The sequence below is a fragment of the Frateuria sp. GZRR33 genome (assembly GCF_051900425.1).
In the GTDB taxonomy this organism is placed as follows: Bacteria; Pseudomonadota; Gammaproteobacteria; order Xanthomonadales; family Rhodanobacteraceae; genus Frateuria_A.
Window position 1 is genome coordinate 12468 of record NZ_JBHZGK010000017.1, and the last position, 10865, is coordinate 23332.

22 protein-coding genes are annotated in these 10865 nt (G+C 62.5%); all 22 read left to right on the forward strand.

What is annotated here, in order from left to right:
* Nucleotides 1-132 precede the first annotated feature (132 nt).
* Entirely contained in the window at nucleotides 133-408 is a 276-nt protein-coding gene (locus ACFWZU_RS15570; protein WP_439702438.1) for a hypothetical protein, read from the forward strand.
* Nucleotides 408-911, forward strand: a complete 504-nt coding sequence (locus tag ACFWZU_RS15575) for an HNH endonuclease (RefSeq protein ID WP_439702439.1) — start codon at nucleotides 408-410, stop codon at nucleotides 909-911. The genes ACFWZU_RS15570 and ACFWZU_RS15575 overlap by 1 nt, the downstream gene beginning before the upstream one ends.
* Nucleotides 911-1681 carry a YdaU family protein gene (locus tag ACFWZU_RS15580; protein WP_439702440.1) on the forward strand — a complete coding sequence of 257 codons (771 nt, stop codon included), beginning with the start codon at nucleotides 911-913 and terminating at the stop codon, nucleotides 1679-1681. Before ACFWZU_RS15575 ends, ACFWZU_RS15580 begins: the two co-directional genes overlap by 1 nt.
* Entirely contained in the window at nucleotides 1678-3090 is a 1413-nt protein-coding gene (locus tag ACFWZU_RS15585; RefSeq protein ID WP_439702441.1) for a replicative DNA helicase, read from the forward strand. Before ACFWZU_RS15580 ends, ACFWZU_RS15585 begins: the two co-directional genes overlap by 4 nt.
* Nucleotides 3091-3271: 181 nt before the next feature.
* Nucleotides 3272-3499 (forward strand): hypothetical protein, encoded by a 228-nt coding sequence (locus ACFWZU_RS15590; RefSeq protein WP_439702442.1) that lies wholly within the window; start codon nucleotides 3272-3274, stop codon nucleotides 3497-3499.
* Nucleotides 3496-3957, forward strand: coding sequence for a hypothetical protein (locus ACFWZU_RS15595; RefSeq protein WP_439702443.1), 462 nt, complete (start codon nucleotides 3496-3498; stop codon nucleotides 3955-3957). Before ACFWZU_RS15590 ends, ACFWZU_RS15595 begins: the two co-directional genes overlap by 4 nt.
* The gene (locus ACFWZU_RS15600; protein WP_439702444.1) at nucleotides 3954-4790 is read left to right on the forward strand and encodes a DNA-methyltransferase; all 837 of its coding nucleotides are present in this window, start codon (nucleotides 3954-3956) and stop codon (nucleotides 4788-4790) included. Before ACFWZU_RS15595 ends, ACFWZU_RS15600 begins: the two co-directional genes overlap by 4 nt.
* Entirely contained in the window at nucleotides 4787-5068 is a 282-nt protein-coding gene (locus ACFWZU_RS15605; RefSeq protein ID WP_439702445.1) for a hypothetical protein, read from the forward strand. Before ACFWZU_RS15600 ends, ACFWZU_RS15605 begins: the two co-directional genes overlap by 4 nt.
* A complete protein-coding gene (locus ACFWZU_RS15610; RefSeq protein WP_439702446.1) occupies nucleotides 5068-5616 on the forward strand; it encodes a hypothetical protein in 549 nt (182 codons plus the stop codon). Before ACFWZU_RS15605 ends, ACFWZU_RS15610 begins: the two co-directional genes overlap by 1 nt.
* Nucleotides 5616-6116 (forward strand): hypothetical protein, encoded by a 501-nt coding sequence (locus ACFWZU_RS15615; RefSeq protein WP_439702447.1) that lies wholly within the window; start codon nucleotides 5616-5618, stop codon nucleotides 6114-6116. The genes ACFWZU_RS15610 and ACFWZU_RS15615 overlap by 1 nt, the downstream gene beginning before the upstream one ends.
* A 136-nt stretch (nucleotides 6117-6252) precedes the next feature.
* Complete coding sequence (locus tag ACFWZU_RS15620; RefSeq protein WP_439702471.1) at nucleotides 6253-6417, forward strand: helix-turn-helix domain-containing protein; 165 nt, start codon at nucleotides 6253-6255, stop codon at nucleotides 6415-6417.
* 29 nt (nucleotides 6418-6446) lie between these two features.
* The gene (locus ACFWZU_RS15625; RefSeq protein WP_439702448.1) at nucleotides 6447-6932 is read left to right on the forward strand and encodes a hypothetical protein; all 486 of its coding nucleotides are present in this window, start codon (nucleotides 6447-6449) and stop codon (nucleotides 6930-6932) included.
* Complete coding sequence (locus ACFWZU_RS15630; protein ID WP_439702449.1) at nucleotides 6932-7669, forward strand: ribonuclease H-like domain-containing protein; 738 nt, start codon at nucleotides 6932-6934, stop codon at nucleotides 7667-7669. Before ACFWZU_RS15625 ends, ACFWZU_RS15630 begins: the two co-directional genes overlap by 1 nt.
* The gene (locus ACFWZU_RS15635) at nucleotides 7666-7806 is read left to right on the forward strand and encodes a hypothetical protein (protein WP_439702450.1); all 141 of its coding nucleotides are present in this window, start codon (nucleotides 7666-7668) and stop codon (nucleotides 7804-7806) included. The genes ACFWZU_RS15630 and ACFWZU_RS15635 overlap by 4 nt, the downstream gene beginning before the upstream one ends.
* A gap of 37 nt (nucleotides 7807-7843) precedes the next feature.
* Nucleotides 7844-8452: a hypothetical protein gene (locus ACFWZU_RS15640; protein WP_439702451.1), complete on the forward strand. Its 609-nt coding sequence runs from the start codon at nucleotides 7844-7846 to the stop codon at nucleotides 8450-8452.
* Nucleotides 8453-8657: 205 nt separating this feature from the next.
* Entirely contained in the window at nucleotides 8658-8882 is a 225-nt protein-coding gene (locus ACFWZU_RS15645) for a hypothetical protein (RefSeq protein ID WP_439702452.1), read from the forward strand.
* Between the two features lie 21 nt (nucleotides 8883-8903).
* Nucleotides 8904-9182, forward strand: a complete 279-nt coding sequence (locus tag ACFWZU_RS15650; protein WP_439702453.1) for a hypothetical protein — start codon at nucleotides 8904-8906, stop codon at nucleotides 9180-9182.
* On the forward strand, nucleotides 9179-9610 hold the full coding sequence (locus ACFWZU_RS15655) for a lysozyme (RefSeq protein ID WP_301143780.1): 432 nt from the start codon (nucleotides 9179-9181) through the stop codon (nucleotides 9608-9610). Before ACFWZU_RS15650 ends, ACFWZU_RS15655 begins: the two co-directional genes overlap by 4 nt.
* A complete protein-coding gene (locus ACFWZU_RS15660; RefSeq protein ID WP_301143781.1) occupies nucleotides 9610-9936 on the forward strand; it encodes a hypothetical protein in 327 nt (108 codons plus the stop codon). The genes ACFWZU_RS15655 and ACFWZU_RS15660 overlap by 1 nt, the downstream gene beginning before the upstream one ends.
* A complete protein-coding gene (locus tag ACFWZU_RS15665) occupies nucleotides 9936-10406 on the forward strand; it encodes a hypothetical protein (RefSeq protein ID WP_439702454.1) in 471 nt (156 codons plus the stop codon). Before ACFWZU_RS15660 ends, ACFWZU_RS15665 begins: the two co-directional genes overlap by 1 nt.
* Complete coding sequence (locus tag ACFWZU_RS15670; RefSeq protein ID WP_301143791.1) at nucleotides 10403-10564, forward strand: hypothetical protein; 162 nt, start codon at nucleotides 10403-10405, stop codon at nucleotides 10562-10564. Before ACFWZU_RS15665 ends, ACFWZU_RS15670 begins: the two co-directional genes overlap by 4 nt.
* The gene (locus ACFWZU_RS15675) at nucleotides 10561-10857 is read left to right on the forward strand and encodes a hypothetical protein (RefSeq protein ID WP_301143790.1); all 297 of its coding nucleotides are present in this window, start codon (nucleotides 10561-10563) and stop codon (nucleotides 10855-10857) included. Before ACFWZU_RS15670 ends, ACFWZU_RS15675 begins: the two co-directional genes overlap by 4 nt.
* The last annotated feature ends 8 nt before the right edge of the window (nucleotides 10858-10865 follow it).

The window sequence follows — 10865 nt, forward strand, 5'->3', positions numbered from 1 at the left end:
CGCTGCGCGCGTCGGGATGACTCCCGAGGAATTCGCGGAGCAGGCCATTTCTGCCGTCATCAAAGCCCGCTACGCGCTTCCCAAGTTGGAAGGGCGCGTCCTGGCCTTTGGGCGTCCTAAGAGGGACGACACATGTCCGTAATTGCGTTCCCAAAACGCGCAGCCCGCACCTCCCCGCAGCATGAGCCTGCTTGCGTCGAAGTGAACGCAACGGCTCCCGACTGTGAAGCCGTGCGCGACATGTTCAATGAGGCCCGCATTCGGGTACTTGGCAATGCGTGGCTGATCGCGGCCACCGCTGGCGACGACAAGGCTGAGCGCCAGTTTTGGGACGCCTACGTGGAGGCTAAGGCCAAGCGTAGCCCTGCCCTGGTCGCACGGATCGAGACGGCCAGGGGGCTGCGGTAATGGCCGGCTGGATCAAACTCAGGGACGATTTCGACTCTGCTGGCGGCCTCTTTCGCATCTCGCAGAGCCTAGGCATCACCTACGCCGAGGCGTTCTACAAGGCGGTATCCGTCGCAAGCTGGTTTGCGCGGCATGGCAAGCAAGGAAAGCTTGAAACGGAAAGCTGCGTGATTGACTGCTATGTGGAGTGCCCCGGCTTCGCGGAGGCCATGAAGCAGGCCGGTTATTTGCGCGAGCATGGCGGCGTTCTGACGCTGCATGGCTACTGCACGGTTAGCGCCACCCGCAAGGGCCTTGGCAAGAAGATCAGGGCTGAAATCCTCAGCGGTGCCTCATGCGCCGCCTGCGGTGCGACAGGCGGCCTTGTCATCGACCACATCATCCCCGTTGTCCGTGGTGGCACCTGTGAGCGAACCAATCTCCAGGCCCTTTGCGCCCCGTGCAACATGGCTAAAGGCCGCAAGACGATGGACGAGTTTATGGCTGCGCGGGGTGCCGCGTAATGGCCGCGCTCCCCTACATGCAGCTCTACGTTGCCGACTATCTGGCCGACACGGCGCACCTGTCCGCCGAGGAAAACGGTGCCTACCTACTGCTGATATTCAACTACTGGCAGCGCGGCCATGCCCTGAGTAACGCAAGCGAACGCTTAGCGAACGTTGCGCGCTTGTCTAGCGAACGCTGGGCGGAAATCAAGCCGAAGTTGGCTGAGTTTTTCACCATCGACGGCGATACCTGGACCCATGACCGGATCGAGGCCGATTTGGCGGCTGTTGCTGCGAAATCGACCAAGGCGAAGGCCGCTGGGGCCACTGGTGGAAGCAAACGCGTAGCGAACGCTAAGCAGACGCTTGGCGAACGCTCAACGGATGCTGATCAAACGTCAAGCCATACAGATACAGATACAGATACAGAAGATAAGAGCAAATCCGCTGGCGCGGACCTTTTGGGGGCCTCAAAAGGCAATCCCGAGGGCCGGAAGAGTTCGGCTACCGAAATCGACACTTGGCTTCGTTCGCTGGATGGTGACGCCATCCCTGCTGACGACCCGATTTTCTCCTACGCCGAAAACGCCGGCATCCCGCTCGACTTCCTTGAGCTGTCCTGGCATCGCTTCGTGGAGGACATGCGGGAGCGTGGCAAGCGGCAGAAGGACTGGCGGGCGCATTACCGCAACGCGGTCAAGGGCAACTGGCTCAAGCTGTGGTGGCTTCAGGACGGCGAGTACCGCCTGACCACGGCTGGCGAGCAGGCGCGGAGGGCTCGCGCATGAACGCCGTGGCCCGCTTTGATGACTACGCCGACGCCCGCCCGCTGCCCCAGGCCATCGACGCCGAGCAGAGCGTGCTTGGTGGCTTGATGATCGACCCTCGCGCCTTCGCCAAGGTGTCCGACTGGCTGCACGCCGAGGATTTTGCCAAGGCTGAGCATCGCCTGATCTTCAAGGCCATCGCCGGGCTGATCGAACGAGGCTCGCCGGTGGATGCCGTAACGCTGGGCGACTGGTTTGAGGACAACGGCATGGCCGATGGCTTCGGAGGTCCCGGCTACCTGTACGACCTGAGCAACAACACCCCGAGCGCCGCCAACATCGTGGCGTATGCGGAAATCGTGGTGGAGAAGTCGCGGCTTAGGAAGCTGCTGGATGCCGGCCAGCGCATGGCGTCCGCTGCGGTGGCTCCTGGCGCGAACCCGCAGCACATCGCCGGTACTGCCGCTCACGAGCTGGCGCAAATGCAGGTTGCTACGACACGCGGTGGGCTGGCGACGGCCAAGGAGTCCATGAACCGCTTCTATGCCGAGTTCATGGAGCGGTATCGCAACAAAGCGCCGCTGCTTGGCATTCCTACGCCGTGGCATGAGGTAAACAGCCGCACCAAGGGCCTGCGCGATGGCGTGTTCTACGTCGTGGGTGCCCGTCCAAGCATGGGTAAGAGCGTGTTCGGCTTGCAGCTAGCCGGGTTCGCCTCGATCCACGACCACCGCACGGCGCTGTTCTCCGTCGAGATGACCGAGCAGGAGTGCATGGGCCGCATGGCTGCCTGCTTCGGCTGCATCCCGCACGAGTGGGTCGAGCAGCCCGACGACGAGCTGGCCGATTCCGAGGACTACTGGAACCGCTTCACGCCGACGACGACCAAGCTGCGCGAGTCGCCCCTGCTGATCGATGCAACGCCCGGCCTGACGGTCGAGCAGTTCATGGCCCGCGCCCGCCGTGCGCACCTGCAAAAGCCGCTCCGCCTGATCGTGCTGGATCACATGCACGACATGGGGTTGGACCGTAAGGCCGAGACGCGCCACGAGTACGGACGCATCGCCCAGGCAGGAAAGACGCTCGCCAAGGAATTCAACTGCCCGGTCGTGTTCCTGGCCCAGCTCAACCGCGCCGCCGCGACCCGTGCCGAGAAGCGCCCGACGATGACCGATCTTCGCGAGTCCGGCGAAATCGAGCAGAAAGCGGACGTGATTCTGTTCCTGCATCGCCAGGACTACTACACGCCCGGCGACATGCCCGGCGTAGTTGAGGTCATCCCGGCCAAGGGACGAAACATCCGCACGGGCGAAACGATCCATCTGCGCAACCGCTTCGACCAGATGCGGCTAGAGGATTGGGAGGGCGCACTTCCTGAGCCGGTGGTTACAGGGCCTCAAAAGTCACGCGGTTTCGGTGCGCCCGTATGACCGCCTTTTGCTGCTTCAACCACATCGAGCGCATTGCGCGCCTTCCCACTGACCAGTGGAAGCCCGAGGTCGAGAAGCTTCCGACCGACTGCGGGAACGATCAATGCACGACACGCAACTGCCAGGAAGAGGTGCGCGGACGGCTGCGCATGCACTGGCTAATCAAGCGAGGGAACAAGCGATGAGCAAGGCACTCAAGACGGGCGATGTGAAGCGGTATAGGACTAACCCGTTCGTTGTCGGTCCGATCCATTCGTGGGCCGTGGTGGATGGCGAGGGCTGGGTGTTCGGATGCATCCGCCGCGCTCATGCGCGCGATTGGAGGGCTTACTTCAAGGGCGAAGGTCACCGCATCGCCCGCGTCCTCTCGATCGGCCCGAAGCTGGTCACGGTGAGGATCGAGAAGTGACCGCTCTCGTCATCAACTCCGCCGAATCCCTGAGTCGCGCGCTTGGCGATATCCGCGAACTTTGGAATACGCACAAGTTCCTTCGGCTGAATGTGCGCACGGGCAGGGATCGAAGCCTGCCGCAGAACGCCTTCACTCACGTTTGGTACGAGCAGATCGCCCAAGAGCTGCGCGAGGACGACGAGCTTGGCTGGAAGTGCTACTGCAAGCTGCACCACGGCGTGCCGATCCTGCGGGCAGAGAACGAGGAATTCCGCCTCGCCTATGACAACGCCATCAAGGGCCTGAGCTACGAGCAAAAGCTTCAGGTAATGCGCCTGCTTCCGGTCACGTCGCTGATGACCAAGGCGCAGTTGAGCAAGTACGCCGATGAAGTGAAGAAGGACTTCGCACGTCGCGGCGTGCGCCTGGAATTCCCGGAAAACACGGGGCCTCAAAAGGCGCGGAGGGCGGCATGAGCCGAATCGAAACCATCGGCAACGCAACCCTGTATTTAGGCGACTGCCGCGAAATCCTGCCGACGCTGCCATCCGGTTCCGTGAACTGCTGCGTGACCAGCCCACCCTATTACTGGCAGCGAGATTACGGTGTAGACGAGCAGATGGGTCAGGAGGACACCCCTGACGCATTTGTTGCAGCACTTGTCGGCGTAATGCGCGAGGTGCGCCGCCTTCTCACTGACGATGGCGTTCTCTGGCTGAACCTGGGGGATAGCTATTACAGCGGGAATGGACAGCCTTGCGGTTCTGATCCCAAAAGCCCGTCGCGGAACTGGATGCGCGAAAAGGTCCGGCCCTTAGATGTGGCGGGGCTTGGCTTCCCGAAGAAGTCCTTGCTTGGTCTGCCGTGGATGGTGGCAAAGGCGTTACAGGCAGACGGCTGGACGATCCGTGCAGATGTGATCTGGTGCAGAGATACAGCTTTCGCGGAGCCATCGGTAAAAGACCGCCCCCACCGTCAGCATGAGTACCTTTTCCTTGCTAGTAAGTCGCGCAGATATTGGTTCGACCGATCTGCACTCGAAGAGGAAAGCGTTTGGCACATCCCGCATGAGCGCGGCGTGCGCGGACATAGCGCCGCATTCCCTCAAGAGATAGCGCGTCGATGCATTTTATCTAGTTGCCCGGACGGAGGCATGGTTCTTGACCCGTTTGGTGGGTCTGGAACATCTGGCGTCGTCGCAGAGAAGCTTGGCCGTAGTTCCATTCTATGCGAGTTAAGCCAAGCCTATCTTGACATCGCCCGCCGCCGAATCGAGGACGCCCAGCGGCAAGGGAGGCTGATCGCATGAACGCCACCGAGCGCCAGTGGTTCTCCACCATCGCCGCGCTAGAGACATGCGCCCTGTGCGGTGCTTTCGGGGTCCAGGTGGCCCATCAGAACGAAGGGCGCGGCATGGGGCAGAAGTCCAAGCCGTGGCAGACAGCCCCGCTGTGCCCGAGCTGCCATCACGAAATCGACAACGGCAAGAACCTGAGCCAGGACGAGCGTCGCGCGCAAATGCGGCTGGCTCGCCTGCGGACCATCGACCGGCTGATCGAGGCCGGCAAACTGAGGCTAGTCAAGTAATGCGCATCCACATCACCACCGACAACCCGACCCAAGCCGCATGGGAGCTTTACGACAAGCTGGCGGCGGTAGACGGGCAATGGGTTGTCCATTCCGTAGGCAAGGAAGGCTTTGTCGCTGGCCGGCTGGGTACGCGCTATGGCGATGCGCTGGCGAAGTACAGCCCCGATGAGGGCTTGTGCGGCGTCTACCGTGGAGGCAAGCCGCCGTCGCTCAATCTGCTGCGCGAGGACTTACGCATGGGGCGGCGGGAGTACCTGGAGGTCTACGGCGAGTCCGCCGACCGCGGGCATGAGGTCATCGACCGTCGCGGTACTGGCAAGGACAGGACGTTCACCCCGCTAGAGGAAATCGCCTACGCCGCGCTGGAAAAGACAGGGCCACATTCGGCGCTGAGCCTCGCTGCCGAGCTTCGGTCATCCCGTAGCGCGACCACGACGGCGCTCAAGAAGCTGCTGGAGGCCGATCGGGTGAAGGTTGTGCGCCTGCTGCCGAGTACCAGTCCGCGCGGTGGCGTCAAGACGCGCGTGTTCGGGGTGGCTGCCTAATGCACACGCCCCTGCGAGTCACGATAGGCGTTGACCCCGGCTTGCATGGGGCTGTTTCCATCCTCGTTGACGACCGCTTCCACGCGGTCCACGACACGCCGACGATGGGCACGGGGAAGTCGGGACGGCAAAGCGTCAACGCCGCTGCGCTGGCCGAAATCGTCCGCACCGAGCTTGCCCGCTTCCCTGGCGTATCCGTGCGCGGGGTCGTGGAGCAGGTAGGCGCGAGGCCCACGGATGGCAAGGCTGCCGCGTTCCGCTTCGGGGAAACCTACGGGGCCATCAAGGGCATCTTCGGTGCGCTGCGCATCCCGTACACGACCGTCGCCCCGGTGAAGTGGAAGCGGTTTTACAACCTGATTGGCACCGAGAAAGACGCCGCACGGGGAAAGGCCATCGAGCTATTCCCCGAGGCGCCGCTGAGCCGCAAGAAAGACTGTGATCGCGCCGACGCCATCCTGATCGGGTATTGGGGCTGGCGTTATGACCTGGTTCCTTGAGGGGAAGGACATGAGTCGAGCATTGCTGGTGATGGCTCTCGCAAAGACGATAGGCCGCCCGCCCACGGATGCGGAGCGCACGGAATACCTGGCGGCTCTGGCATCACTGGCAGGCGGGGAGTACCTCTACATCCCCATGTTGCCGCAATCGATTGGGGTGGACGCGGCCCACATCCACGATATGCATAAGGCAGGGGTGAGCATCCGAAAGATTGCGCGATCCGTTGGGTGCAGCAAGTCGCATGTTCATCGCGTGCTGTCCCAGTTTTCCCCCTACGTCATGGACACGGAAGCCGCTTAACTGCTAGCCGACCCCAAGAGGATCGGCTAATGCACGCGAGCTTCCCGCCCTACACAAAGCAGCAGCCGACAGGCGCGTATCGCTCAACCAGCGTCGAGCGCGTCCGCGTCCTGCCACTGGTCAATGCTGACCTGCACAAGCGCGTCGCCAAGGGCGCAGGCGAATACGGCGAGCCGCTTACCACGCACAACGGGCGCGATGCCCTGTGGGACGCCTACGAGGAAGCTCTGGACCTGTGCATGTATCTGCGGCAGGCGATTGAAGAGCGCAATCAACCCACGAGTTGCAAAGGCCAGAATCAACCTACGAGTTGCGCGCCCGAGCGCATCGCCAAGGTTGCAGCGGGCAATCCGCCGACCGTCCCCGGCTACCCGATTGAAGGCGTGCCGCCCGAGCGCATCCCAAAGTGGGACCCGGCATGGGGCAAGCCACCCAACTGCGACGGCCACCCGATGCAGGCCGAGGCTATCCGTGACCACGACGAGCGCCTGAGTGGCGCGGAGGATCGCCTCTAATGCGCATCCTGCTTCTGGATATCGAAACCGCTCCGCACCTCGCAACCGTGTGGGGCCTGTGGCAGCAGAACGTCGCCATCAACCAGATCATCGAAACCGGCTACACGTTGTGTTGGGCGGCGAAATGGCACGGCGAGCGGGAAGTCATGTTCGACAGCATCAAGGCGTCGAGTCCCAGGCGGATGATCGGTCGCGTCCACAAGCTGTTGTCCGAGGCTGACGCAGTAGTTAGCTACAACGGCGTCAAGTTCGACCTGCCCACGTTGAACAAAGAGATTCTGCTGCACGGCCTGAACCCGCCCGCGCCGTACAAGCAAATCGACCTGCTGCAAACCGCTCGCCGCCGCTTCCGCCTCGCTTCCAACAAGCTGGATTTTGTGGCGCAACAGCTTGGCCTAGGCAAGAAGCTCGCCCACAAGGGCCATGAGCTGTGGCTGGGCTGCATGAACAAGGACGCCGAGTCCTGGCGCGTCATGGAGGCATACAACAAGCAGGACGTGTTGCTGCTGGAAAAGGTTTACGACCGCCTGCTGCCGTGGGTCGCCAATCACCCCAACCGCAACAACTACGGTGAGGCACACGTCTGCCCGAAGTGCGGCGGCGAGAAGCATCAGCGTCGTGGCTACGCGGTCACGTCCACGCGGCGGTACGCGCGCATGCAGTGCCTTGGGTGCGGCACGTGGTTCCGGTCCACCGACTGCGAGCCGGGGCGGGCTAACTACGTGGAGGCGGCATGATGCTTTCGATCATCACCCAGTTGGCATGCCTCGTTCTGGGTTTCGTATGGATGATTGCCGAGCCTCACGGCGCGCAGTCTGCGGTCTGGTTCGCGGCATCTATGGTCATCGGCGCGCTAAGGGTCCGCAAGGCATGACCACCGCCACTATCCCCCAGGCCGTGGGCGACTGGTCATGACCGTATTCGACCCGACCAAGCCGCACCCGTGCGAACGCATCGCCCGCATTGAGGGCCAAACCAACTTCTGGCGGCTCCTGGCCGGCGTAGAGGAAAGCGTAGACACGACCGAGGACATGGCGGCCCTTTCCTTCGCACGCAGGTCCGGATGCCCGCCTGAGTTGCTAGAGGCGTACTGGGGCGGCTCCCGTATCCACCGCCGCGAGCTGTGCCTGATGTGCTTCCGGGTGCTGGACGCCATCGGAAGGGGCATACGCGACAAGGATCGCGTCTGGACGCTGGGGGCGATCATCGACGGCTTCGACCGCTTCTGCGGTATCCGGCGTAGCGCCAAGAATCGGGCGGAACACTTCAAGGCCCGCCGTGAGGACTACTTGGCGACCCGGAAGCTGGCCGAGGGCTTGTTCTACCGCTGGGCCGGATTCGTGCAGCCTGAGTGGATCAAGGCCCGCTATCGGCGCGGAACGATTTACCCCCCAAGTTTGGGCAACATGACAAGTGAAGGGGCGAATAGCGGCAGCGCCGCCGCCCCGCCCGCCGCTGTACTGGACCACCCTGGCAGCGCGCGGGTTTTTGCAAGGCCGCGCAAGCTCGAAGCGGCGTAAAGAACCCCCCTAGTAGGCGTGGCTGCTGAACCGGGCTCACGGCGAGTAGCCGGCGATAAGGTGTCGCTCTGCCAGCCACGGCACCGACCCCGGCGGCCAACCGGGACCTATTCCACAAGGCAAAGCCCATGCTCCTAGCCCGCCTAATCTGGCTGCTGGTGATGCTGGCGGCTGCGCTTAGCCCGTTCTTTGGAGAACCGGAAGAATGACCGTCCGCGCGAAGTTTGTCTGTGATTCCGTAAAGCAACACCGCTGGAATCCAACCCTCAAGACCTACGAATTCAACGCCGTTTGCGCTGATGAGGTGCCTGAGAACCAGCGGTATCACAAGTACACGCCGGCTGGATCGCTGCAAATCAGTGTGGACAACCCTTCCGTCGATTTTGAGCTTGGCAAAGCGTACTACCTCGATTTCACGCCCGCTGGTTAACTCCGTTCTTTGGTGAGCCTGATGAGTGACGACGCCGACGAGATTGCCGAGATTGAGGCGCTTGTTGACGGCGAGCGTGACTCCGACTGGCACGAGTTCTCCGGTGCGGGCAGCTCTCAAAGCGGCGTAGTGATCTTTCCCGGTGGCGTTGAGACGTTCGCTTCGGAAGTGGGCGCTATCGCCATCCGCATTGCCGACAAGGGTGGCGAGATCGAGATTCTGACGGAGCTGGGGCGTCCCTGGCGTCAGGTGGACAAACCCTCCGGCGGCTTGGCTGCCGTGCCACGGAAAGACAAGTGAACATCTCGGAGCGCGGACTAGACCTGATCCGCGATTTTGAGAAGTGCAGGCTTAAGGCGTACCGAGACAGCGGCGGCAGATGGACGATTGGCTACGGCCATACGGCTGGCGTCCGTGAGGGCGACACGATCACGCAGGCGCAGGCCGATACGTTCCTGAAGGCTGATGTTGCGGCCACGGTCCATGCGGTGAACGGCATGGTCAAGGTGCCGGTCAGCCAGTGTCAATTCGATGCGCTGGTGGACTTCGCTTTCAACTGCGGGGCTAACGCCCTGATGCACTCGACCCTGCTGAAGAAGCTCAACGCTGGCGACTATGACGGCGCTGCGGCTGAGTTCTTGCGCTGGGACCACGACAACGGGCAGCGGGTTGCTGGCCTGACCAAGCGGCGCACTGCCGACAAAACACTGTTTGAGGCGGTGGCCTAATGGACTGGACACAGATCGGTACGAACGTGGGCCTCCTTGTCGGCGGCGTGTTCGCGTACTTCGCCGGGCGCGGTAAGCGTCAGGTAGGCGAGGCAGCCGATCAGGCGGCGGTGTCCGAGTTCAAGGTAGACGCCACGATCAATGCGGCGTCACAGAAGCAGATCGACTGGCTGGCAGGGCGCATCGAGGCGCTGGAAAAGAAGTATTCGACCATCTGGGACGAGCTACAGGCCGAAAAAGTCACGACCTCCAAGCTGCGCGACCGAGTGCGCCAGTTGGAAGGGATTCTGCGCGACAACAACATCACGGTGCCGGCCGAGTCCTAATGTTCCCCCGGCTCACCAAGTGGCTGTCGGTAGGTTTGGCCGTGCTGGCGGTCGCGGCGGTGATGCTCGCCATGCACTTTCGCGGGGCTCTCGCTGTTTCCCGTGATCTACAGCATCAAGCCGAGCAGCGAGCGGCCCAACTGGACGCCAATCTGAAGGCATCCGAAGCGGCGAGGAAGGCGGAACAGGCTCAGGCCGACAAGTTCCAGGCCATCGCCCAACAGAATGAACAGGACAAAGTCCGTGCCGAAGCTGATGCCAAGCGCCTTGCTGCTGACCTTCGCGCTGAGCGGGTGCGCCTCCGTCCCGAGTGGCGATGTGAAGTGCCCGCAGCTTCCGCCAGTGCCGGCAAGCCTGATGCAGCCGCCGACGACCGAAGCAAAGGTGCGGCAGACATTGTTCGAGCCGCAGCAGACGCCGACGCCCAAATCCGTGGGCTCCAAGCACTCTTGAGGGCGGAAAGGCAATGAGCGACGGCGGCAAGGGCAGCGCACCGCGCCCGTATAACGTTGACCAGCAGACGTTCGCGGCCAACTGGGAACGTGTGTTCGGAAAGGGATCGAAGCCGGCCGTTCCGGCTGATCTGCCGGTTGCGATGGATAGCCAAGAGCGCAAGGAAGCGCAATGACCAGCCGGCTTAAGGACATTAACGCGACCTCCGGCGAAAAGCTCCTGGTCGCCAACAACTGGACCGCCGAGGCTGAGAAGCGCGGCACCACCGTAAGCACCAGTACATGGACGTACACGGGAGCAGGGACGCTCTCTGGCGCCTCTCTGACCGTTGCCAAGTCGGCTGTGAACCTCGCGCCGACGTGTCATGGAGTCCTGACCAACACCGTCACCCTTGCCAATGGCGAGACGCTGATCGCTGAGCGCGTTGTGTGCGTGAAGCCCCAGCAAATCGGGTCTGTTTCCGCTTAACGAATCAA